19 protein-coding genes are annotated in these 24840 nt (G+C 35.0%); all 19 read left to right on the top strand.

Annotation, left to right across the window (positions count from 1 at the left end; translation table 11 throughout):
* The first annotated feature begins 444 nt into the window (after positions 1-444).
* The 19 genes from BMY33_RS14625 to BMY33_RS14710 all read left to right on the top strand — a co-directional run bounded on the left by BMY33_RS14625 (position 445) and on the right by BMY33_RS14710 (position 24772).
* On the top strand, positions 445-1026 hold the full coding sequence (locus BMY33_RS14625) for a Pvc16 family protein (RefSeq protein WP_091409937.1): 582 nt from the start codon (positions 445-447) through the stop codon (positions 1024-1026).
* Between the two features lie 59 nt (positions 1027-1085).
* Positions 1086-1859, top strand: coding sequence for a hypothetical protein (locus BMY33_RS14630; protein ID WP_091409940.1), 774 nt, complete (start codon positions 1086-1088; stop codon positions 1857-1859).
* A 70-nt stretch (positions 1860-1929) separates the two neighbouring features.
* Complete coding sequence (locus BMY33_RS14635) at positions 1930-3561, top strand: phage tail sheath family protein (RefSeq protein WP_091409943.1); 1632 nt, start codon at positions 1930-1932, stop codon at positions 3559-3561.
* 40 nt (positions 3562-3601) lie between these two features.
* Positions 3602-4075: a phage tail protein gene (locus BMY33_RS14640; protein ID WP_091409945.1), complete on the top strand. Its 474-nt coding sequence runs from the start codon at positions 3602-3604 to the stop codon at positions 4073-4075.
* Between the two features lie 83 nt (positions 4076-4158).
* The gene (locus tag BMY33_RS14645) at positions 4159-4602 is read left to right on the top strand and encodes a phage tail protein (RefSeq protein ID WP_280139536.1); all 444 of its coding nucleotides are present in this window, start codon (positions 4159-4161) and stop codon (positions 4600-4602) included.
* Positions 4603-4613: 11 nt separating this feature from the next.
* Positions 4614-5147, top strand: a complete 534-nt coding sequence (locus BMY33_RS14650) for a phage tail protein (protein WP_091409950.1) — start codon at positions 4614-4616, stop codon at positions 5145-5147.
* 2 nt (positions 5148-5149) lie between these two features.
* Entirely contained in the window at positions 5150-5314 is a 165-nt protein-coding gene (locus BMY33_RS23490; RefSeq protein WP_170837085.1) for a DUF5908 family protein, read from the top strand.
* 3 nt (positions 5315-5317) lie between these two features.
* Positions 5318-6034 (top strand): CIS tube protein, encoded by a 717-nt coding sequence (locus tag BMY33_RS14655; protein WP_091409952.1) that lies wholly within the window; start codon positions 5318-5320, stop codon positions 6032-6034.
* 3 nt (positions 6035-6037) lie between these two features.
* Positions 6038-7720, top strand: a complete 1683-nt coding sequence (gene vgrG, locus BMY33_RS14660; RefSeq protein WP_091409955.1) for a type VI secretion system tip protein VgrG — start codon at positions 6038-6040, stop codon at positions 7718-7720.
* Between the two features lie 5 nt (positions 7721-7725).
* Positions 7726-8142, top strand: coding sequence for a GPW/gp25 family protein (locus tag BMY33_RS14665; protein ID WP_091409957.1), 417 nt, complete (start codon positions 7726-7728; stop codon positions 8140-8142).
* 32 nt (positions 8143-8174) lie between these two features.
* Positions 8175-8597: a hypothetical protein gene (locus tag BMY33_RS14670; protein ID WP_091409960.1), complete on the top strand. Its 423-nt coding sequence runs from the start codon at positions 8175-8177 to the stop codon at positions 8595-8597.
* A gap of 30 nt (positions 8598-8627) precedes the next feature.
* Complete coding sequence (locus BMY33_RS14675; RefSeq protein ID WP_091409961.1) at positions 8628-12824, top strand: baseplate J/gp47 family protein; 4197 nt, start codon at positions 8628-8630, stop codon at positions 12822-12824.
* A 32-nt stretch (positions 12825-12856) separates the two neighbouring features.
* Complete coding sequence (locus BMY33_RS14680; RefSeq protein ID WP_091409964.1) at positions 12857-14041, top strand: phage baseplate protein; 1185 nt, start codon at positions 12857-12859, stop codon at positions 14039-14041.
* Positions 14042-14101: 60 nt separating this feature from the next.
* A complete protein-coding gene (locus BMY33_RS14685; protein WP_091409967.1) occupies positions 14102-15208 on the top strand; it encodes a hypothetical protein in 1107 nt (368 codons plus the stop codon).
* Positions 15209-15276: 68 nt separating this feature from the next.
* On the top strand, positions 15277-17718 hold the full coding sequence (locus BMY33_RS14690) for a hypothetical protein (protein WP_091409969.1): 2442 nt from the start codon (positions 15277-15279) through the stop codon (positions 17716-17718).
* A gap of 11 nt (positions 17719-17729) precedes the next feature.
* The gene (locus tag BMY33_RS14695) at positions 17730-19331 is read left to right on the top strand and encodes a contractile injection system tape measure protein (RefSeq protein WP_091409971.1); all 1602 of its coding nucleotides are present in this window, start codon (positions 17730-17732) and stop codon (positions 19329-19331) included.
* Positions 19332-19465: 134 nt separating this feature from the next.
* The gene (locus BMY33_RS14700) at positions 19466-20863 is read left to right on the top strand and encodes an ATP-binding protein (RefSeq protein WP_091409973.1); all 1398 of its coding nucleotides are present in this window, start codon (positions 19466-19468) and stop codon (positions 20861-20863) included.
* A 111-nt stretch (positions 20864-20974) separates the two neighbouring features.
* Positions 20975-22414 carry an eCIS core domain-containing protein gene (locus BMY33_RS23705; protein WP_211482398.1) on the top strand — a complete coding sequence of 480 codons (1440 nt, stop codon included), beginning with the start codon at positions 20975-20977 and terminating at the stop codon, positions 22412-22414.
* Between the two features lie 192 nt (positions 22415-22606).
* Positions 22607-24772, top strand: coding sequence for a hypothetical protein (locus BMY33_RS14710; protein ID WP_091409975.1), 2166 nt, complete (start codon positions 22607-22609; stop codon positions 24770-24772).
* The last annotated feature ends 68 nt before the right edge of the window (positions 24773-24840 follow it).

A 24840-nucleotide genomic window follows, 5' to 3' on the forward strand; every position in this document is an offset into this window, starting at 1 on the left:
TGCAATTCTAAAGTTTACTTCCGGAATTGAAATCCATAAAAAGAATAATTTGAGTATCAAATCTGGTTTTTTGTAAAGCCCTCTCTCTACCTAGGTTCAACGACGAAACGTAGTGGAGGCAGTTCATCCTGTTCCTGGTACGCAGTAAAGCTTCAGAGAAATGTAAAGTTTTTTATTTGCTGTCTTCTTAAAACACATCTAAAAATAAGTGTTCGTTTTTTAATGCTTTTAATAAGATTACTTGATATTATGTATGCCTATGAGTATTGTATACAAATTAGCAAGATAACTCCTTTTGTGGCGTCGGAAAAGTTATATAGTTTATCCGTTTCCCCTTAATATAATGTCGGAAATCTCCGCAGATTTGTCGTGTTTTTTCTACAAGTGGATACTCTTCTTCAACTACTTTTGAAACATCAAAAATCAATAAACTTATCATAAATCATGGTCGATGTTGTATTAACAGTTTTAAAGGATAAACTCAATGAATATTTTAAGAATGTAGTGGGTACTACAGAATCTAATATTATAGACTTTATAAGCACGAATAATAACGATCCCGTTTCTTTTACTAATGATAAAATAACTCCTTTTCTTATTAATATTTCTGAAGATAGAAAATTTAGAAATGCAGATCAATATGCTGGTGTGATAAGAAATGGTATAAAAACTCAAGCAAATCCCGAAATCAGAATTGAGTTATTGATTTTGTTTGTATCTAAATTCAATAAATATGATCAAGCACTTAAATTTTTATCACATGTAATTAAGTTTTTTCAGGTCAACAGAATCTTTGACCCTTTGAATTCTCCTCAATTATCGGAAGAAAATATAGAGAAGTTGATCGTAGAATTAATATCACTCCCATTAGAAGAACAAAATCAAGTATGGCATTCTTTAAACACATCCTATCTGCCATCGGTATTATATAAAGTACGTCTATTGTCTTTTATCGATGATCAAAGTATGGAGTTCATAGGAGAACCAATATCTAATACGGGTCTCAACATTCATCAAAAAGTCTAAGCTTCTAACAACAAATATATCTATCAATAAGTCCAATATTGAATTAAATAAAGTGTAAAATGGAATATCACGAAATTTTTAACATAGAGGTTATGCACCCTGTTTTATTAGAATCTAAGGACTTAGTGCTTGTGCCAAAAAATGAAACCAATAAATATTTAAGCAACCTTGGATTTGTAGTAAAGAAAACAGGAAAAGGTGTAAAGGTTTTAGCTCCAATGTCTCAAAAAAATGGCGATTTTCAGCCTTTGAGCAAAGATGACAACTTTACTTTTTATATATATCCCACTTCTGATGTTACTCGGGAGGTTACAGATTTTTCTGAAATAGATGAAGGTCATATGATCTCATTTTCTAATCAAGGTCTTCCAGAAAACAGTCAGGAATTAGTAAGTAGCCAAGTAGTAAAGGAAGGAATTTTTGCAGGATATCCTGCATTAGGAAGTATTCAGATTATAGGTCATAAAATTAATCTTACTTCGTTAGAACAACCGATAAACTTTAAAGCTGTATTTGGGGCAAAGTCGGTAAAGTGGAAGTACTATTTTGTTTCCAATACTGAGGATATTGATGTTAGTTTAGAGTCTAGAGATAATCAAATTAGTTTCAATGAAGTGGTAGTGGATGAAAACACTACAGATCAGATCATAAATTCAATTCAATTAAATTTTCCGAATACCCAAGTTAAGATTTTCGAATCTGAAGATTTGGTTCCCTATAGTAACAAACCCATTAAGAATATAAAACTACTTCAAAACGGAGATGTTCTTATCAATCATTTACCCAATCCTCGAGTAGAACAACAAGGAATCCAAATAATTAAAATTAAATAAGAAAGGCGGATCTCGAAAATCTTATTGGTTTTTAGAAACGCCTAGTATAAACATGTAAAACTATTAGAATATGTCTAGATTTTTAACACCAGATGTGTACACTGAGGAAGTACCTTTATTACCACAATCTGTAGCAGAAGTTTCTACTGCGGTACCAGCTTTTATTGGATATACGGAAAAAGCGGTAAAAAACGGAAAAGATATCAGAAACAAAGCCATTAGAGTATCTACTTTATTGGAGTTTAAAGAAGCTTTTGGAGGTGCACAATCAGCATCGTTTAAGGTAAGCATTTCGGATGATGATGCCATAGAAAACATAGAGGTAGAAGTTCCAAAACATACTTTATATCATGCGATCGATTTATACTTTAAAAATGGTGGCGGTGACTGTTATGTTATATCCATAGGAAGTCATAATGATGATCACGATAAGGAATCATTCTTAAATGGATTAGAAGTTTTAAGTAAGGAAGACGAACCTACTTTAATAATGCTTGGTGAAGCAACAAAATTGGATGCTGCCGATTATCATGAAGTATGTCAAATTGCCTTGGCACAATGTCAGGATTTAAAAGACAGATTTTGCATTTTCGATATTAAAAAAGATGATGAAGATGGAACCTCTTTTAGAAATGGAATAGGTACAAATGATCTAAAATATGGCGCTGCTTATACCCCATATTTACAAACATCACTTACCTATCGTTACGAAGAAGACCTCGTTGAAGTATCAGGTTCCTCGGCTAGTGAAACGCTACAATTAGAAATAGCTGGTGCGATTAGAGTTGAATATAATGGATCTTCTCAGGATGCACCAAAAGTTAAGATTAACAAAGGATCAGGAAGTATACCTTCTTTTAGTATTTCTGATGCCATATTAACAATGAATGTTGGAGAAGGAACTCCTGCTAGTGAGATTATAAATGAATGGAATACATTTTCAAACAAAGGTGATTTTGATATTATTTTGTTAGATGGAGCTACTGTTGTAGAATCTTCTGCAGGAACCAATGACCTTATTACTACTGGAGGTGATAATGCATCTGTTAGTTTATCAACTTTTAAGGAGTCTCGTTCTGAGTTATACAGTAGAATTATCAGTGAGGTATCAAAACAACGTATCACATTACCGCCAAGTGCAGCAGTAGCTGGGGCATATGCGACTATAGATAGAGAAAGAGGTGTATGGAAAGCACCAGCAAACGTAAGTTTAAATGCTGTTATCAGCCCTGTCTCTAAAATTACTTCTAAAGATCAGGAAAAGCTAAATGTAGATGCTACAAGTGGTAAATCCATCAATGCTATCCGAAGTTTTGTAGGAAAAGGAACCATGATTTGGGGAGCTCGTACACTTGCCGGAAATGATAACGAATGGAGATATGTACCAGTACGAAGATTATTCAATATGATAGAAGAATCTACCAAGAAAGCATCTCAGTTTGCAGTTTTTGAATCAAACGATGCCGTGACTTGGTTGAAGATGAAGGCTATGATCGAAAGTTTTTTATATGGAGTTTGGCAACAAGGAGGATTGGCCGGAGCTACCGAAGAACAAGCATATTTTGTAAATATCGGATTGGGTAAAACTATGACGCAACAAGATATTTTGGAAGGGAAGATGATTGTAGAAATTGGATTGGCAGCTGTGCGTCCTGCAGAGTTTATCATACTGAAATTCTCTCATAAACTACAAGAAGCATAATTAGCATACAAAATTTAATGAATAAGTAAAAACTAAAACAATGGCTTTAACTAAAGAACAAATAAAGACAGATTACCCTTTAGTAACCTATAATTATAGGGTAGATATCAATGGAGTATCTATAAGTTTTTCGGAGGTATCGGGTTTAGAATTATCCTTCGAAACAACAACATACAAGGAAAGCTTTGCTACTGGAGGAAAAGTAGGACCGAATATTATGTATATGCCTGGGCAGATTCAACCCGTGAATATATCTATGAAGAAAGGATTGGTAAAAGGAAAAAGTATCCCTGTCTTTTATGATTGGATCAATGATATACAATTAAATCAGGTGGATAAAAGAGATATCGTAGTTCATCTTTTAGATGAGAAGGGTAGTACCGTAGTGAGCTGGAAAGTTATCGATGCTTTTCCAACCAAATTAACCGCTCCTTCTTTTGATGCAAGCTCTAATGATGTAGCTATAGAATCTATGGATTTAATGGCATTTAGAGTGACCATGGAAGAGGCATAGTAGGTAAGTGAACTAAGCAAGTCCTATTCTAGGAAATAAAACCAGAATTATAAGTCAATATAAATTGAAAAAACCAAAATATTGTGGCAATTGATAAACAAAAAATTAGCGAAACTTATCCGTTACCGGTGTACAATTATCAGGTAACTATTAACGGAGTTGAAATCTTGTCGTTCTCTGAGATTTCAGGTTTAGAAATTGACCATGATCATGTGTTATATCGACATGGTTTTAGTTGGGCAGTCGGTGATCATTTGATCCGTGGCCAAAGAAAGCCTATTAATATTTCTTTAAAAAGAGGGTTGATAAAACGTAGAAGTGATTTATATGACTGGATTAAGTCTGGCGAAAAGAAAGACATTAGAATAGAGCTTTGTGATGAAGCTGGGATGGGCATCGTAGTTTGGGAGGTTTCCCGAGCATTACCTTTCAAATTAGATGCTCCATCGTTTAGCGCTAGCGCCAGTGAAGTAGCCATAGAGAGTCTTGATTTAATAGCTCATGATTTACGAGTAAAATACAATTAAAGAGTAATGATATGTTAGATGTTTTAAGAGCAATCAATTTTGCAGATAAAGAGCCTTCTCTATCACATAGATTTGGAGTATTTTTTTTATCAGGAGGCGTTATTCCTAATCCAATAGATATTAGGTTTCAAAAAGTTAGTGGTATCAGTACCGAAGTACAATTGGATACGATAAATGAAGGTGGACAAAACCTGCATGCACATCGCGTACCCAAAAAGATCAACTATAACAATTTGGTGCTAGAGCGAGGTTTTGTAGCCAGTAGTTTAGCCAATGGTTTAGATAGTTTTAGTCTCCCAGGTTTCGGTCAGATGCGCTCTCCTCTGATTTCTGAATTCAATGCGACATTTTCATTTTTTAAGTTTAATCCTTCTAATGTACTAGTCACATTATTTAACGAAAAAGGGATTCCAATAGGAGGATGGCTATTTCTAAAAGCCTATCCGGTAAAATGGTCCGTATCTGATTTGGATGCACAATCAAATACTGTGTCTATCGATACTATGGAGCTGGCATATACACGATTTCAAATTTTAAGATTATAAAAATGGCAGTAGAGATCAAAGAAATTGTCATTCGAGCAATCATATCAGATGCTTCACAGACGGATGAAGGTAATCCGCCTTTGGATACCAGAAAAGAGCAATGCGATGTGGTACAGGAATGCGTGCATCAAGTGCTAAAAATATTGAAAAAGAAAAACCATAGATAGATCATGGCATTATTAAGTGAATTAAGTTTTAAACTACAAAAACTTACCATTCTTTCTTTTGATAATGAAGAAAGAACCGAGGGGAAGAAGGAATTAGAGGTGATGTTTAATCCCGAATCCGTAAGACGAAGTTTTGTGAATAAATTTACCGATAAGGCTAGTAATCCGCAAAATGAAAGTAGTACTAAGTTTATGTATAGTGGTTCGTCTACAGTAAGTATGAGTCTAATTTTTGATGGAACCGATGTAGATCAGTATGGAGCAGAGATAGCGCTTAGATTGTTAAGAGGAACCCAAAAAAGTGTTGCGGAAAGAATAGATAATTTTCGAAAAGACATTACAGAAATAAAAGGTAAAATTCATGAACCACGCTATTTAGTTCTTAGTTGGGGAAAAACATTAAAGTTTAATTGTAGACTTTCTAGCTTAGATATCAATTATACATTGTTCGAAAGAAATGGAGATCCTTTACGGGCCGAGCTCAATGTATCCTTCATTGGGGATGATACACCAAAAGCACAATTAGCTAAGTTGAATTTACAATCTCCTGATCTTACACATTATCGGATGGTAAAAGCTGGTGATCAATTACCATTGATGTGTCAAGAAATATATGGCTCTCCGATGTATTATCCATTAGTAGCAAGTGCAAATAAACTAATGGATTTTAGAAACCTTACACCAGGTCAAGAAATTTACTTTCCACCAATAGAAAAATAAAAGATGTCATCAACTGTAGTAACAAATACGATTAAAAGTAACGGCAAGATCCTGCCATTAGGATCGTATGAATTATTGTCGATAGATACGAGCAAAGAGTTTAACAAAATACCTTTGGCAGAACTTAAGTTATCCGATGGTTGTGTAGCAAATCAAAAGTTTACCACCTTAGAAAGTAATGCGTTTATACCAGGCGCTGCAATTGAAATTTTTTTGCGGTACGAAGGAAATAATACAAACGAGACGAAGGTTTTTGAAGGTATCGTGATTAATCAGGAAATCGAACGCTCACAATACCAATCAGTACTTACGATAGAGCTTTGCGATCCGTCTATAAAAATGACCACTTTACGAAAAAACAAAGTGTTTCAGAATCAAACGGATAGTAAGTTTATAAAAGATATTATCAGTACCTACAGAGATGTAAAAGCTAAGAATATTGAAAATACTTCTTTAGCACATCCACAGATGGTGCAGTACTATGTTTCGGATTGGGATTTTATAGTATCAAGGGCAGAAGCGAATGGGCAATTAGTACAAGTTGATAATGGAGAGTTTTCTGTTTTTACGCCACAAATTAGTAGTACGGACCATACCCTAACCTTTGGGATAGATCTGGCACATTTTGATCTAAAAATTAGTAGTCGTCATCAATATGAGAAAGTACATTCATTTGGTTTGGATACGAAAAAGGATCAATTAGCGCTTAGTGTTCCCAAAAAAGGCAAAGAGCAAATATTAAGTAGTATTGATTATAAAACCTCACAATTGTCGGATGCAGTTGGTGCTAAAGAAACAAACTTGGTTCATGCTGTGCCTACAGATCCATTAGAATTACAATCATGGTCAGATGCACAACTTGTAAAATCAAGACTAGCTCTTGTACAAGGAACCATTAGGGTTAATGGTAATGGAAAGATAAAAGTAGGTCAGACGCTGAAAATAGAAAACGTCAGTCGATTTAATGGAGAACATATCATTACTGGAGTTCGACATGGATTTGTAATGGGTTCAGGATGGTATACCTACCTACAAATAGGAATGGATGCCAATTGGTTTAGTTCACAATCTGATATTATAGACACAAAAGCTGCTGGTTTATTACCGGGTATAAATGGATTACAAGTAGGAACAGTGCTTGGACATGTAGAAGATTCGAAACACGGATTCCGAATAAAAGTGCACATACCAGCTTTTGATCAAGAAGCTAAAACTGTCGAAGTATTAGCTATGTATACCACATTAGATGCTGGAGTAGATCATGGAATTTTCTTTCCTCCAGAAAAAGGAGATCGCGTAGTAATTGGTTTTTTAAATGATGATCCCAGACAAGCAGTTGTATTGGGAGCAATGCATAGCCACAAAGCACCACATACAGAGAAGAAAAAAAATACATATAAAGGGGTTTTTACCAAGTCTAACTATCAATTGCTTTTTGATGAGGAAAAAGAAACAGTTACACTTTCTACGGCAGATATAGATCAGTCTAACGAGCAGCTATTAGCGATCAATCAGAAAGAAAAGACAATCAAACTAGAAGATGCTCATGGCAATAGTATTCTAATGGGCAAAGATGGTATTAAAATTATAAGCACTAAGGATTTTTCAATAGAAGCTGCTGGAGATTTTGATATCAATGCTAAAGGAAAAGTAAAAGTAAAAGGGAAAAAAGTGGATTTAATATAAGAGCTATGAATAATAAATTTTTAGGAAACGGATGGTCATTTCCTCCTGCTTTTGGAGTTGGAGGCGCTGAGGTCGAACTCACGTCGGGAGAAGAAGATATCAAACAAAGTCTTCAGATTTTGTTATCAACATCACTTAAAGAACGGATAATGCATCCGGATTTTGGGTGTGACCTTACGCAATTTTTGTTTGAAGAATTGGATCAGAAATTTGCTAATGAATTAAGTGGTATCGTATCTCGTGCTGTGTTATTATACGAACCAAGAATTGAAGTGAATAATGTTTTGATAACAGATATAGATCCCGAAAATGGTGTAGTACATATTGATATAGATTATATGGTAAGAGCAACAAATAATCGATTTAATCTCATCTATCCATTCTATATAAATGAAGCTTCTAGCGTAGCATTTGACTTATAATGTAATCGATAATTATTTAAACTAAATGAAAAATGGATCTAATAGTGATAGATGGAGATACGGTTAATTTTTTACCAGCTTTTGGAAGTGCGGTCGTTAGTGTACAACTAGGGAAAATAACAGCATCAGGAAAAACGACTGTCAAAGGTAAAAAAGTATGTGTAGCAGGAGACGAATCCAAAGTGGAAGTTAAAAATTGTTCCTATGTAGCACCTCCATTTGTGATTCCTGGTCAGGGAACATTAACAATTAAAAAATTAGGTCCAGATCAATTAACAACCAAAAGTAAAAGTGGAAACAAAAGCATTATTATAAAGGGTAGCATTTTTTTAGCGGAGTTTAAGGTTACATCTCCAGCAAAACAACCACCTCCAGCAAATACACCAGATCCTTTACCAATGTATCCTGGACAAGGAAAACTAGTTCCCTCAAATGCAAAAATTAAAGCCACTTAAAATCTAAATAACCTAAAGTTGTAAAAAGAGATGAATACTATTCAAAATATAGAAAACATACTCCTTAGAGATGGAACCAGTCAAAAAGATCGCAATTCGGATGCTCTGAGCACTGATTATGTGGCTATCGAAGGACGTAGTTTAGAAGAATTGATTATAGAAGCACAACGATTAGCCAAAGAACTTCAGTTTTTTGATGAACAAAATAGACCTACAGGTACCTGGGAATCATTTCTTATAGATGACCCCAATATTTTTAATCAAAATTCAATAGAAGGTAGAAAAATACAACAAAAACACTGGGCACAAGAACTAGCAGCATATGCAGAAAATCCAGAATTATTTTACAATAACATCGAAAAAAAGGCGAAATTATCAAAGCCTCATGTAGTGTTGTTCATCACTTTTCTTAAGTTAATGAATGATGTAAAGTCTAAAATGAATGGACTGACCGAAAGGCATCTCGATTTTTACTATAGAAAGTATCTTCAATTAGACCCAAAACAAGCAGTACCAGATGTAGTGAATGTACTTTTAGAATTAGAGGAGAATACTCAATATCTCGAAGTACAAAAAGGAACCATATTGGAAGCAGGAGAAGATGTTGATGGAAACGAATTACAGTACATTACTAATGAAGATACGGTGATTAGCAAAGCCCAAATAACACAATTAAAAAGTGTTTTTGTATCTAAGCAAGTAAGGACTATCCAAAATGTACATCAGGCGCGTAGAAAAACAAAAGATACGGCATTTGTAGACATGATGGAAATGGCATTAGGGCATCCAAATCCTGGAGATGCACTCCCAGATTTTCCAGAAGAATTGCAAATAGAAAATATTTTTCAATTAGAAGAAGCGGTAAGAAACGAGAATACTGAGGCAATTGCTTATGTAACAGAAGTATTGTTTTTAGAAAGAGATGAATTTGACCGTATTTTTTTAAAACATAAACAAGACAAAGAAGGTGTTCCTATAGATTGGGAACCTGAGTATGAGCTATTAGAAAAGGTATACGAAAGAAAAATTATTCACCAGAGACAACAAAGCTTAAAAGAATTACACAGCACCAATGGATTTGATGTCATGCTGAAGAAGGTATATGGAAATCCAAACTCAGGAGATTCCTTGCCTTTATATAATGGAGAAACAGCATCTTTAGAAAAAGTGTTTGAAGATTTGCAGTCCTCAAATGAGAATTCAGAGCAAGCCTTAGAATATGTGGAAGTAGAATTATTGTTAAGAAAACAAGATTTTATTCATCTTATGCAAACTAATAGTGATAGTGCTATTTCTGATGATGATAAAAATAAAGTATATCGTATTTTAGAATTTTCGGAGCGTCAGCTTCGTTCTGTGGTGATTCCTTCGCCAGAAACGGAACAATTATCTGATATTTATGACACTGCTAATGTCAAGGATTTTCTTTTTAGTCAGTATGATGAAGAAGAAGAAAGTAAAAGGTTCAAAACCTTTGGAGATAGACTAACTGCAATTTCAGATCATTCTTTAAAACCATCAGAGATTGGATTTGCGATTAGTTCTCCAACCTTATTACTCAAAGATGGAAAACGTACGATCGAAGTATTATTAGATCTGAATCTGAGCAACCAAAAGATTAAAGATTTAAAAGCCGTTTTTAATACAAAAGATCCTTTTCAAACCTATTTAAGTAGTACAGAACAATGGTTTACACCTGATCAGGTTCACTATTTTTTTGGGGATTATGTAGGCAGTGTGTCGGAAACCAATTTGAACATTGACATAAAGGAGCAAACCATTACAAGACTGGATACCACTAATTTTAATGTCACCGATATTGGAGACTACATCGTAGATACTACTCAAAAAATTTATGAGATTATAGCCTTGAAAGATGTAAAAATTGTAGAAGTTAAAGAGGTTGGTGTAGTAGAAACACCTATAGAAAATACACAGAAATACAGCAAGGATCAAGTATATCTAAATGCGCTGAGAATCCGAATTAAGCTTCAGGATAATGATTTGCCAATTATTTCATTTCCATCTTCGTCATCTTTTATAGCATCTGATCATCCTGTTATGGTCTGTACATTACAGTCTTCAATAGAAGGGCAAGATGATCAAAATCAGATGCGAAGTAGCTTTCAGCACCTCGTAGATGTAACATTACAAAAAGCTTATATTCGAGTAGATGTTCAGGATATGCAGCATAGTATCGTGGAGAATGACGCAGGCACTATCGATACCAATAAACCTTTTGAGCCTTTTGGTTTTCAACCCGAAATAGGAACTAGTTTTTATATCGCTAATCACGAAATATCACAGAAGCGATTGCAAGATGTACAGTTACATTTAGAATGGGTAAAACAGCCAACATCTTTTGTGGATTATTACAAAAATTATTGGCTTATTCAGGCAGATCATACCCAGGAAGAACTCGCTGCACTAAATGAAGCACAATTGACCGAACTTATAGATCAAAAGTTAGGTTTTGATGCTGCTATCATTCAGAATGACCAAGATTTTAAGGCGGATGTCTTTTTACATGATCGCAATGCAGAGCTGTTACTTTCTACCAAGATTGAAGATGAACAAGGCAATGAAGTAATAGATGGATTTCCCCTTTTTAATCAGGACAATCGAATATTTATTGATAATATACCTAAAAGAATAAAGAATAGTAGTCCGGATTATCAATATAAAGAACGTTTTGGAATACAGGCAGACGAAGAAGAAGCATTACTTTGGGATCGCTATTTTAGAATAGAATTAACTCCAACAAACTTTCAGCATTCAGTATTTAATACCTTGTCTGTCAAACAAGCAATATCAGAGAAGGCGGATATAAAAAACCTAAAGATCAATTCACCATATCGGCCTAAGCTTAAAAAATTAGGGATTTCGTATACGTCTTGTGATACTATTCTAGCAAAAACCGCGGTGGATAGTACGAATAAGATATTTCATATACATCCTTTTGGGTATGATCATATAACTCCTGGAGCAGAAACTACACTAATTCCTGCGTATAAGGATGAAGGTTCATTATATCTGGGAATCGCAGAGGCAAACACTCCACAAGTACTTTCAATTTTATTTCAAATGGCAGAAGGTAGTGCAGATCCTGAAATAGAAAAACCAGTAGTGCAATGGAGTTATCTGCAAAATAATGAATGGATAGCATTGGCACCTTCTAATCTACTACATGATGGTACGAATGGATTACTAAATACAGGGGTTGTAAAAATTAGAATGCCCGAAGATGCTACCCAAGGTGGTACGCTAATGCCATCCCATTTACATTGGATCAAGATAAGTGCCTTTAAAAATATTGAAGGAGTCTCTGATACAATTGATATTTGTAGTCAGGTGATCAGTGCTACACTGGCTAGCGAAACAGTAGCACCAGAACATTTTGAAAATCCGTTACCAATAGATACGATTACAGAAGAGCTCAATCAAATACCTGAAGTAGCAAAAATCACACAACCTTTTACTTCTAGTAAAGGAAAACCGGTAGAAAAAGGAGATGCCTTATATAAGCGAATCAGTGAACGTTTACGACACAAAAACAGAGCGTTGACTATGTGGGATTACGAACATATGATATTACATCAGTTCCCAGAGATTTATAAAACGAAATGTCTTCCAACTTCGGATCGCATTGGAGGAGTAGATGTGATCGTAGTTCCAGATATTAAAGGAAAATTACCATTTAATCCTTTTGCTCCAAAAGTAGCAGCAGATACACTTCATAGGATTAATTCATATATAGAAAACCTGGCTCCAGCTTATGCCGAGATATTAGTTTCGAACCCTTTTTATTTACAAGTTTCTACAGAATGTGTTGTGAAATTTTATCCTGGATATGACGAGATTTTTTATAAAGGCAAGTTAATAGAAGAAATCAAACGATTCATGTCTCCGTGGGCATATGGAGAGGATAGCGAAATTCAAATCGGAGGATCACTTCATGCTAGTGTGATTATCAACTTCATCGCAGAACGTCCTTATATCGATTATGTAGCAAACCTAAAATTATTTCAAAGCGAAGATGGAAAGACATTTACCGATGTACGAAGTCTGAATGATGGGAAATCTATAGTAACGCCTTCACAACCCGATATGATTATGGTAGCTGCCCAAATACACGAAGTGTATGTAGTTAACGAAAATGGATTTGAAGAAGATAGCTTTGAAGGAATTAATTACATGGAAATCAGTAAAGACTTTATTGTCAAATAAAATCTTAAAACTAAAGTAATAAATACAGTCTTATGGAAATCAATAAAAGAAACAGAACAGAACTCAAGGAATATTTTAAGATTAATGACAAACCTACTCAAGAAGAGTTTTCAGATTTTATAGAAGCTAGCATTAATCAAGCTGAAGATGGGATTGCGAAAGTACAAGGTAATCCCTTGTCTATACAGGCAGAAGGAGAACGAGTGAGCACACAAGAGATAGTTGATCTCTATGAAAATTTTACAGATGATAATCCGCAATGGTCTATAAACTTAAACCCAAGGGTAAACGCTGAAGAACCATCAAGCAATCAATCTGGATTTAATATCAAAGACGCAACAGGACAGAGTCGTTTGTTTATAAAATCTGGAGAAGGTACTGTTGGGATTGGTACCATCGAACCTGTGGCTCCTCTTACGGTTAAAGGAAATGCTACTTCTAACAAACCTATCGATGCAATGCAAATTTCTGAAAACACGCTTCTTTTTGGAGGCAATAATACGAATGAGCATAAAGATTCTGCAAAGATTGAAGTAGGAACTACCACTCTAAGATTATTTGGAAAATCAACGAATAGTGATCCTACTACTAGAAAGCTAGAGATTCTAGCAGATGGGGGAACTTCTATTAAAGGGGCAGTATCAGTTCAAGGAGATATGACAGTAAAAAAATTGAAAGCAGAGAATATTTCTACGAGTACAGATTTGGATAAAGAAGGTGCTAGCCATGATAGAATTCCAACCCAAATGGCGGTAAAAAGCTATGTAGATACAAGGATGCCAAAAGGAGTGATTGTTATGTGGTCCGGAAATATTAGTAGTATTCCTGTAGGATGGGTTTTGTGTGATGGACAGCAAGGTACCCCCAACTTATCTGGGAGATTTATTGTAGGATTTGACAAAGGAAATTCACAATATCAGATTGGAAAAACAGGAGGAAAAGAAGAAGTTACTCTAACAACAGGCCAATTACCATCCCATAGTCATTCAGGAACTACAGGAGAAGCTGGCGAACACGCACATAATTTTACGGGGGCAGCTAAAAGAGGAGATGGATCTGGTACGGGAAGTTCTAATGATTATTATAAAGCATTCACCAGAACTACCCAAGCTGCTGGTAAGCATAGACATTCCTTTAATACCAATAAGACTGGAAGCAATCAACCTCATGAAAACCGTCCACCGTATTTCGCATTGGCATATATCATGAAATTATAAATCAAAAAAAAAGATTGTAGCAATTACAGAAGATTTAACATCCTAAAAAAAATAGAAGAAGTGGAAATCAATAAAAAAAATAGAACGGAACTTAAAGGTTTTTTTAAGGTTAATGACAAGCCTACACAAGAGGAGTTTGCAGATTTTATAGAAGCTGTGTTGAATCAGGCAGAAGATGGTATTGCAAAAGTGCAAGGAAACCCATTATCCTTGCAAGCAGAAGGAGAGCGAGTGGGGGCACAAGAAGTGTTGGATCTATATGAGAGTTTTTCTGATGACAATCCGCAATGGTCTATTAACCTAAATCCCAGAGTGAATTCTGATGCGCCCAATAGTAATCAGCCAGGTTTTAATATTAAAGATACTACTGGACAAAGTAGACTATTTATTAAATCAGAAGAAGGAAATGTTGGTATAGGAACCATAGAACCAACGGCTAAACTTACAGTTGCGGGAAAAGATACAGCGCCATTAATTTCTATAACTGATACTACAATTACGCCCACTACTATTTTTGAAGTTTCTAAAAAAGAAGGAGTTGCTATAAAAGGCACTTTACAAGTACAAGGAAATCTAAAAGCATCTAATATTTCGGATAATGAAGAACTGGATAATACTGCAACTAGTCATGATAAGCTTGCCACACAGAAAGCGGTAAAGACCTATGTAGATACACGCTTGCCAAAAGGTCTCATTTCTATGTGGTCTGGACAAGATATCCCAAAAGGGTGGGTATTATGTGATGGAAGCAATAATACACCAGATTTATCGGGGAGATTTATTGTGGGAATGGAAAAGAACAATCCAGAGTACCAAATTGGTGTAAAAGGAGGTGCAAAAGAAGTAACTCTTACTCAAGCACAAATGCCAACTCATACACATTTAGATAATGGCCACTCACATGGAGTAAATGATCCCGGTCATAATCATAATCATGGAAGTTTTAATGGATTGGTTAGGTTTACTGGTAGGGATACTACTGATACAATGGATAATAATCCTGGTGCTGGTAAGGAGTTTGCCTTAAATAATTTTGGAACAATTCAGAGCAATAAAACAGGTGTTTCCATTAAAACTGCCAAATCAAATATACAACCTACTGGAGGCAATAAAGCCCATGAAAACCGACCTCCATATTTTGTGTTAGCATACATTATGAAATTATAATCATTTCAAAAGCCACATTAATAGACACATATCATTTTGGAGAATAAGAACCACAATTACCTTTTACAATGACAGATACCATCACCATACCTAAAGAAGTGCCACAAGACAGTGCGTTGAGCTATGAATTCCTAAGAGCAGAAGGAATGCAATTGATCCAAAAAATGGCGACAGATACCTGGACCGATCATAATATCCATGATCCTGGTATTACGATTTTAGAACAAGTATGCTACGCCGTTACCGACCTTGCGTATCGTATAGAATATGATATCCAGGATTTGATAGGGAATGACCATAAGAGTTTGTACAGTCCAGCAACCATTTTGACTACAAATCCGGTGACCCTTATGGACATTCGTAAGATGGTGATTGATATAGAAGGAGTTAAGAATGCATGGGTAGAAAAAGTAGTTCCCAAAAATGCTAATGAACCTGTACCTAGTATTCCCAAAGGATTGTTTCGTGTGTTTATAGAAAAAGATGGATTATTTGATATTCCAGGAAGTAAGATCATTGCTGCTGTTCGCGAAAAACTAAATAGCTGTCGTTCTATTTGTGAAGATTTTGAGGAAATCAAACTATTAGACACACAAGGTGTGCGATTACAAGGTGTGATCGAAATTGCTGATAACGTTGATGATATCCATGAACTTATAGCAAATATGTTGCATAGTGTTGGCACCCATTTTTCGCCACGTATTCCTTTTTACACTTTGCAGCAACAATTAGAAAAAGGGAAAACTACCGATGAAATTTTTGATGGCCCTCGATTACATCATGGTTTTATGGAAGATCCGGATATCGCCAAAGCCTATCGTAAAGTGGAAATCCAAACCTCGGATGTGATTAAAGAAATTATGGATCAACCGGGTATTTTGGTTATCGATAAACTAGCACTTGCTACGGGAACTAACACCGTCAAAAATTGGCTTTTACCATTAGATACTTCCAAAACGCCTATTTTGGATGTTGATGGTACCTTGTCACAAGTATCCTTTACATCCAAAGGGCTTACGGTACGTATTGATACAGAACGAATCAAACAGTTATATAATCAAAAAAGAACAGAGGAAGTCTCTAGATTAGGATCGTTGATAGAAAAAGACATCATTTTGTCTGCATCCGATGCACCATCATTAGATCAATACTACCCGATTCAGAATCAATTTCCAATGAATTATGGTATCGGAGAAATAGGATTACCTGATTCTACTTCTGCTACCAGAAAAGCACAAGCAAAACAATTGAGTGGATATTTATTGTTTTTTGAGCAAACTTTGGCTAATTATTTTTCTCAGTTAGCGAGTTTCAAAAAATTAATGAGTTTTGATGGGGAAGATACCAGTACATATTTTAATCAAAATTTGTTGGATTGTGTTCCTGGAATTTCGGAGTTACTAGGCAGTCCAGAAAGTTATACTAAGTATCTACAGGAAATGACTGCTGATACGAATAAAGCTTTATTAAGAAAAAATAAATTCTTGAATCATTTGTTGGCTCGATTTGCGGAGAAGTTTACTTCTTACGGAATGGTATTAAAAGATACTACTGATAATCAGGATACTTCGGATAAAAAATTGATTGAAGACAAAGCACGATTTTTAAAAGAATATCCTGGGGTTAGTGGTTGCAAAGCAAAAGGATATGATATCAAAAATGATCTTTGGGATACCGAAAATGTCTCTGGATTAGAAAAAAGAATTGCTTTAAAGATAGGGATTGAGGATTACAGTCGTAGAAATCTCGGAAATGGGGAAGCCGCAGGTTTACATATGGTAGAACATATTTTGTTGCGATCTAGAAAATCCTATCCCTATCCTTTTGTAGCAAGTTATGACACATCGAAAATCACAACATTTGAGGCTGCTATCACAGAAGAGTTTACACGATGTATCATCGGTGATCATGATGTACTACTAGGAGAAGAAGTAGAAATCACCAACAATGACAACTATAATGGTGTGTATACTGTATTAGCAGTTGGAGATGACTTTTTTGAGATTAAAGCACCTTTTCAGGAATCAGAATCAGGAGCGGTTTGGAAGCGTACGCACGATATACGATATTATTTACGCTCTGCTGCGGTTCAAAGTTTTAGAGCAGGTACAAACACAAACCATACTTTTTGTCATATAGGAGCACATTCTTTAAAAATTGGCGACGTCGTAGAAATTACTAAAACAACCCATTATAATGGAGTACATACCATTATTTCGATATCCAAGGATGGCTTTGAAATCGATGTGCCTTTTGCTGAGGAAGAGGAAACAGGAAGATGGATGGCTGCTGAAACTTTACAGGATCCATATTCTTTACAGCTTACATATATGCTTCCTTTATGGATAGAAAGATATCAGGATGAGGACTTCAAAAAATTCATCGCCTTAACAATTCGAGAAGAAACACCTGTACATATCAGAACCAATATCCAATGGTTGGATCAAGAGGAGATGCAAGAATTTGATCATGCTTATCATCGTTTCCTTACTGAAATTCAAAACGGATAAAAGAACGTATCATGGCACTGCAAAAACACATAGTAAATAAACAGGTATTAGAAATTCATCTATCGAAACATGCGGATACATCGAAGATACAGCATGAGTTGAGCTCGCTGTGTAGAAATCAATTATCTACTGTGATGGATCGTGTGTTTAGCCAAGCGAATGTATCAGAATCATCGCTTCAGATTGAGCGGCTCACATTAGATTTAGGAAATGTGTCTTTGCAAAATTTTGAAACCGTTTTTACCGAAAAATTACAGGAAGAACTCACAGCATATCAACGAGCAGATGTAGTTTTAGAGAAACCAAAAAGTGATAACACTCATGAAGAAACACCACTAAGAGCGATCATTCATTATCTAAAGACAGGCGTATTACCATGGTGGGCAAAACAAGGAAATAAAAGTGATTTTCAGGAGCAATTGGCACTATTGTTACAACAACCAAGTAATACATTTATGAGATTACTAAAAGAGTTGCCATGGAATCCTACATATCTACAACGCTTTGTATATGCGAGTAAGGAAGAGCAATTATTAGCTTCTTTTAGGCTTGTTACTGAACTTTCATCTGCTCAGATCCTAAAGACTAAAAACAGTATTCTCAATAGCATTCAGAAGAGATATACTTTAGAAAGGGAGAAAGCAATCAATAGTTTTTGGAAAACAGCTTTTCTAAAATATACCATTGCTAATAGAGATTCAGTATTCACAAAAGAATGTACAAAAGAGGTACTTCTAGATCTGGGGATTGATGAGAAAGAAGAACTTATAGTAGATAATAGTCGGTATGCTTATCAGATCAAAAGATTAGTGGATTCCTGTATTGCCTTGTATGCAAAAAATGCAATAGGAAAGGAATTTTTTAAGCAAGTATCATCTTTGGTAAATCATCCTTTTTTTGATCAGCTACCTCCAAAGATGTTGAAAGAGACGAAATCATTACTTACCGATATAAGCAATACTTCTAAGGAAACTATAGAAGAACTAGATGTCAATAATTTGTTGACGCCTTTAGCATTGCATTTACAAGGATTACAAAAGGAATTGAAGCATTTAGGATCAAAGCCAAAATCTATAGTAACGGAACAGTTGTCTTCACCATTTGATGATACGGATTTTATATCCATACAAAATGCAGGATTGGTATTGTTCTGGCCATTTTTAGAACGCTTTTTTGAGAATATAGGAGTTATGAAGGATAAGAATTTCATAGATGAAGCAGCTCGCAACAAAGCAATTTGTGTAGTACAGTATTTATGTAATACCAAAGAAGAAGAATTGTTTGAAGGTGATTTACTACTCAATAAAATTGTATGCGGTCTAGGTATCGATACGGTAGTATCGCCAATTAAATTATCAGCCGAAGAAAAAGAAATCGCCGAAGGTTTGGTAACTGCCGTAATAGCAAAAGGACCCAAATGGGAAAATCTATCTTCTGATGGATTTAGAGCTTCTTATTTGTGTAGACAAGGTTCTTTGAGAACTAGAGATGGGCATTGGTTATTGCAAGTAAAAAGAGAAACTCATGATATTACATTAGAAAAAATACTATGGGGATTTCATACCGTAAAATTACCATGGATGAAAGATATTCTTGTAGTAGAGTGGTTGTAAGTTAAGTATTGCAGGGTTTTTTAAATAATAGAAAAATATAGAAAGTAGAAATGTGAAATACAAAAACGAGGGCTGAGGTTCTCGAAGTCCGATTTACAAACAAGAACCCTAGTAGAGTATAAAGAAATAACAATATGGAAAAATCAACAATCATAGAAACAAAAAATCATAATAAAATTATTACAAACGTAAATGGTAGTAATGCCCAAGTTTTGCAAGCTGAACTTGCATGGTTAAGTTTAGTATTACAGACTCGCTTAGAACTGCATTTCCAACAGGAAACACTATATGAATCTGTTGAAGAATTAACTCCTCCAGATATAAAGGGTAAGGAAGGAAGTTATACCAACTTTATCCAAGAATACAAACTCAACTTTGCTGAAAGACTACTGCTAATTCTAGCATTAGTTCCACATCTAAAACCCGAAGTATTAGATATTCTATTTACTAAAAATAAGGATTATGACAGACGGTACAGTGAGTTTGGTGGAGTATTATTAGAAGGACATTTGGGCTTAATACCTACCGCAGAAACCGCAATGTTTTTATTGGCAGGAGATGACCTCCAAAAACGATTAATATATCATGGATTAATTACTCAGCATTTTATAGGCATTCGACAAGGAATGATCAGTACGACACCGACTAAAGGAAACAGTCCTTTATTGGGTAGTATATGGATGCTCGCGAATGAATATGTACCCTCCATACTAACGGGAATACCCTATCAAGCAGTATATAGCCCTGATTTCCCTGCACAACAGTTGCATACTAAGCTATCTTGGCAAGATCTTATCGTCTCTAGATCCACAGCCCGTAGCTTGCAGGAAATCAGGGATTGGGTAACTCACGGGCAAACAGTTTTAGAAACTCTAGAACTCGGTAAGCGATTAAAACCTGGGTATAAAAGTTTGTTTTATGGACCACCAGGAACTGGTAAAAGTATAGCAGCGGCATTATTAGGAAACAGCACCGGCAAACAAGTGTATAAAATCGACCTGAGTATGACCGTTTCTAAATACATTGGCGAAACTGAGAAAAATCTGGCAAAGGTGTTTGATCAGGCACAACAACACGATTGGATCTTGTTTTTTGATGAAGCCGATTCTCTGTTTGGGCAGCGCACACAGGTAAGCAGTGCTAATGATCGATACGGAAATCAGGAAATTGGATATTTACTGCAGCGTATAGAAGATTTTCCAGGAGTGGTTATTCTTGCTAGTAATTTGAAAGATAATATAGATGAGGCATTTACTCGAAGATTCCAATCCATGATCGAATTTACAATGCCAGGAGCAGAAGAACGCTATCAATTATGGAAACAATCTTTTGCAGACAAACTACCTTTAGATGCCAACGCAGACTTATGGAAAATTGCAGAACATTATAATATCTCTGGTGGATTGATGATGAACGTGATACGTAAATGTACCCTGCAAGCAGTAACTAATGAAAAAGCAACCATCTCTCAACAAAACCTTGAAATTGCTATAAAGCAAGAGTTACAGAAAGAGGGAGTGATTATTAGTTGAAAAATCTTCAGTTCGAGTGATCACCTGAAATGTAATGAAAGTTTATCGCATCGGATCTAAATGAAATAATAGGCTTTAAAGCACAAGTGTCAAGTTTATAAAACAAAAACTATGAAAACACAAACAGATAAAACTCAAGAACAGCAGAACTCGATTACCCCGAGAGTTGCTAGTCAATCTAGCAACGGAGGTACGGCACAATTAAAAGATAACCGTACCTCTTCTATGAGTCAAAGAAAACTAAGATCTGGAATGGATAGTACGGATAACAGTAACAATCCAATCCAACGAAAAACTAGTCCTGAGCGTTCCGTCCTGAGCGGAGTCCAAGGGAGTCGAAGGAATAATACAGGATTGCCTGATAACTTAAAATCTGGAATTGAAAATTTATCAGGATATAGTATGGATGATGTAAAAGTACACTATAACTCTAGTAAACCAGCTCAATTACAAGCACATGCTTATGCCCAAGGAACAGATATTCACTTAGCATCCGGGCAAGAAAAACATCTACCTCATGAAACCTGGCATGTAGTACAGCAGAAACAAGGACGAGTACAGCCGACCAGACAACTAAAAAGTAAAGTGAATATTAATGATGATGTCAGTTTGGAAAAAGAAGCAGATGTGATGGGGGAAAAGGCATTAAAATTTGATGAGAAAAAAGAACATAATGCATCTTTAGCATTATCTCCAAATGCAAATAAACCAATTATTCAAAAACGTTGTTATAAGAGAAAAAGCATATCTTATTTTTTAGAAGATGTAAGAAGGCAGCATGAGTATTTTCAATACTTTGACAATAAAATTGAATTTAAAAATGCATTAATCTTAATTTTTGATGATGTTTTTGAAAACGATGAAGCTAAAATGAGTTTATTACAACAGAGCTTTTTAGCCGAAGAATTATGGAAAAATTATGGAGATTCAGATGAAAGAAATATTGATTTGGTCTTAATAAAACAAATATGTAGAGATTTTAAAAAAGCGCACAAAAATATAATCAATACTCGGCACTTTAAAAAAGACTATCATATTAACCTTTTTAAATTTATAAATGAAGGATTAGACGTTCAACATTACAAAAAAAGATCTAAAAACAACAATATTGGGAAAAATGTTCAAGACTATATCGAGAAAGTAGGGTTTTACGAAGGTCATCAAAATGATTCAGTTCAAAACCCTGATAGCGATACTTTAGTGCTTGGAAAATATATAACTGAGAATAATGTGCCTACTGATGAATGCTATTTGAAAATTGCTCAGGACAATAATTCAATGTACTTTGATATGGGAAATACCTGGGGAGATTTGGTAAGCGATAGGAGTTTGGATTTAAATGATGAAAGATTGTTTGACCTCTTTAACACAAGAGTTCTAGATAAAGCTGTAGAAAACAAAGCGGATATATTTTTTAGTCATGACCCTCTTAAATATCCTAATAGCGCTTTAGCTAAAGAATGGAGATACCTAGAATTCGTACACGGTTATATAGGACTTATTAAATGGCATAATAAACGTTTATTATTTCAAGCAGTAAAAAGAACTTAAAATTAAGGAAGGATATGATTATTTCCACAGTTAGCCTATGGGCAGTACTAATATGATGTAAATCTATTTTAGGATTAATATAAAATATGTAAACTTTTTTTAGGACGAGACACAGTCAGAAGAAAAGAATATATCCAAGATGGCGCGGATTTGCAATCCGTGCTATTTTATAAAACAAGTAAATAAAGAGTAATGAAAGTACCACTAGGGAACACTCAAGAACAACAGAAAAAGGTAGTACAAAATATACAACAAGAATCCAGTTCTAGTGATGAAGCTATTATCACTGACAACCGACCTGCTATTGCTGTACAACGCAAACTAAAATCCGTAATAAGTAGTTCTGAAAAAATAACAACACCTATTCAGCGAAAACCAACAGGTTCCTCACGCTTTCAAAAAATAGCTTTGAAAATCGGTCGTCAATATGGTTTGGATACTTCCTCTTTAAGAGCTACTCATAATTCTCCTTTTCCAGGAACACTAAATGCTGAGGCAACTATACAAGGCAAGAACATTCATTTTGCTCCGGGAAAGGATACTACAGAGAATATGAAACATGAAGTAGCGCATGCAATTGATAATACATTGCACGGTACGCCAAAGGGAGATACAATAGTAAATGGTCATAAGATAGATACTACTAGAGAGAAAACTGTAGACCGTATGATCAGTACCAATGTTAGTATACAACGAAAAGATAGTAAGATTGTACTACCAAATAGTTTTGTTATTCAACGTAGAGTGGTGAATAATGATACCGAAAAAAATAAAGAAGCCGCAGAAAACCCAGATACTTATGTAAATGAAAATGCCGAAAATAATTGGTTTAAAGTTCTAGAGCAATTTCAGAACGGAACCCTAAAACATTATAAGGGATCCGCATTATATGAAATTAGCGGGTCACCGGAAGGATTAAAAAGCTATAGTAGAAATTCATTTTTATACTACTATGGGATGAACGTACTATTGATGTATCGAAAAATGATTACCGAACAATTGTTACAAGATGCCATAGAACCAGTTAAAGATTGGGAAAAAGGACAACGACAAAAGAACTTTTATAATATTCACGGACAGGACAACAGACTTAATAGAAAATGGGAGGTCGATGAGCCTATCAAACCTTTAAAAGGAAATGTGCCTGGAAGTATGAATCCTACCTCAGATATTGATGTGAACCTGAGTGGTGATGGTACTGAGTTTGCTGTGTACTGGCTTAATCGTGAGTTTAAAGAAAAATATGGAAACGGTAGAGAATCAGGCGTAGTTTATGATATTAATTTTTATGCTCAGGACTTTGTCCCTAAAAAGGTTTTTGGATTAAAAGGGAGAGGAGAACTAGATAAAACTGGTAACGAAAAATATTATCAGAATGATAACTGGAGAACATATCAAATCGAAGATGAAGCAGTAAAAAATGAAGATGAAGAAGAACAAGAAATAGCCTCTTTACTCATGATGCGGGTAAACATGAATCAAGCTGATTGGACAGATTATACAAATCAATTGAATCCACTTAACCAAAACAATCGATTAATATCACAACGTGTTTTACAGGAAGTTGAAAGAAAGTATACAGAGCGAAACCAGCTTTTGAATGCAAATGGTAATGCCCCTACAAATTTGTCCCCGGATTTAGCAAAAATAGCTCCAGAGAATCGAATATATGAGAAGATTTTGCTTAAAAAAGTCATTGAAGCTAGAATGGAATATCAAATAGTAAAATGGAAGCTTAAGAACAATCCAAATGATCAAGACCTAAAAAATAGAACCGATCGAGCGTATAAAAATCTTAAAAAAGCAAAATCAGAAGCCTTAGCTTATGCAAATGAAGCATATTATACCCAGGGAGCGGTGATTGGAGTCGTGGTAAATAAGCAAATGCTTGATAATATGTATAAAGATGATAGATCTACAAAGTATTTGAAATTAAAGCTTACTCCTGCCGAATATTATCATGGATTTACGGAGCAAATAGGTTTTGCATTTCATAGCTTAAATGCTGTAGAAAATATGGATAATTTAATACCAATGGGAAAATATGTGCATAGAGCGTATAACTTGTTCAAGCATTATTGTTTGGTTACAGATAAAAATTATACAAGATATTTCTCCGAAAAAGAACGAAGAGCTGCCAGTAATTGGGAAGGAGCCAAACAGGGTAAGCATTATAATTTTGTTACACGAAGTTACGAAGATTCAAACCTAAAAAAGGATACGGAATTATGGGCTGCACTAAAAAAATATTTTGGAACCAGTATATGGTATTTAGGTGTTGATAGAATAAAAGAAGAAATCAAAAAGAAGTTATTACATCTTAAAATAGAATTTGATAAAGCACGTAGAGAGCCTTAAGAATAGAAAGGTTACTCTGCTCTCCGAAGTTTGCAACTTCGGAATTGAGTAAGTAAAAAGTGTAAGAA

It is taken from the genome of Aquimarina amphilecti (assembly GCF_900109375.1).
Lineage (GTDB): Bacteria > Bacteroidota > Bacteroidia > Flavobacteriales > Flavobacteriaceae > Aquimarina > Aquimarina amphilecti.

Coding starts and splice junctions, on each gene's coding strand:
- BMY33_RS14630 (WP_091409940.1), top strand. CDS start 1,086: ATGGAATATCACGAAATTTTTAACATAGAGGTTATGCACCCTGTTTTA.
- BMY33_RS14680 (WP_091409964.1), top strand. CDS start 12,857: ATGGAAATCAATAAAAGAAACAGAACAGAACTCAAGGAATATTTTAAG.
- BMY33_RS14700 (WP_091409973.1), top strand. CDS start 19,466: ATGGAAAAATCAACAATCATAGAAACAAAAAATCATAATAAAATTATT.
- BMY33_RS14695 (WP_091409971.1), top strand. CDS start 17,730: ATGGCACTGCAAAAACACATAGTAAATAAACAGGTATTAGAAATTCAT.
- BMY33_RS14650 (WP_091409950.1), top strand. CDS start 4,614: ATGTTAGATGTTTTAAGAGCAATCAATTTTGCAGATAAAGAGCCTTCT.
- BMY33_RS14635 (WP_091409943.1), top strand. CDS start 1,930: ATGTCTAGATTTTTAACACCAGATGTGTACACTGAGGAAGTACCTTTA.
- BMY33_RS14665 (WP_091409957.1), top strand. CDS start 7,726: ATGAATAATAAATTTTTAGGAAACGGATGGTCATTTCCTCCTGCTTTT.
- BMY33_RS14655 (WP_091409952.1), top strand. CDS start 5,318: ATGGCATTATTAAGTGAATTAAGTTTTAAACTACAAAAACTTACCATT.
- BMY33_RS14640 (WP_091409945.1), top strand. CDS start 3,602: ATGGCTTTAACTAAAGAACAAATAAAGACAGATTACCCTTTAGTAACC.
- BMY33_RS23705 (WP_211482398.1), top strand. CDS start 20,975: ATGAAAACACAAACAGATAAAACTCAAGAACAGCAGAACTCGATTACC.
- BMY33_RS14710 (WP_091409975.1), top strand. CDS start 22,607: ATGAAAGTACCACTAGGGAACACTCAAGAACAACAGAAAAAGGTAGTA.
- BMY33_RS23490 (WP_170837085.1), top strand. CDS start 5,150: ATGGCAGTAGAGATCAAAGAAATTGTCATTCGAGCAATCATATCAGAT.
- vgrG (WP_091409955.1), top strand. CDS start 6,038: ATGTCATCAACTGTAGTAACAAATACGATTAAAAGTAACGGCAAGATC.
- BMY33_RS14675 (WP_091409961.1), top strand. CDS start 8,628: ATGAATACTATTCAAAATATAGAAAACATACTCCTTAGAGATGGAACC.
- BMY33_RS14690 (WP_091409969.1), top strand. CDS start 15,277: ATGACAGATACCATCACCATACCTAAAGAAGTGCCACAAGACAGTGCG.
- BMY33_RS14625 (WP_091409937.1), top strand. CDS start 445: ATGGTCGATGTTGTATTAACAGTTTTAAAGGATAAACTCAATGAATAT.
- BMY33_RS14670 (WP_091409960.1), top strand. CDS start 8,175: ATGGATCTAATAGTGATAGATGGAGATACGGTTAATTTTTTACCAGCT.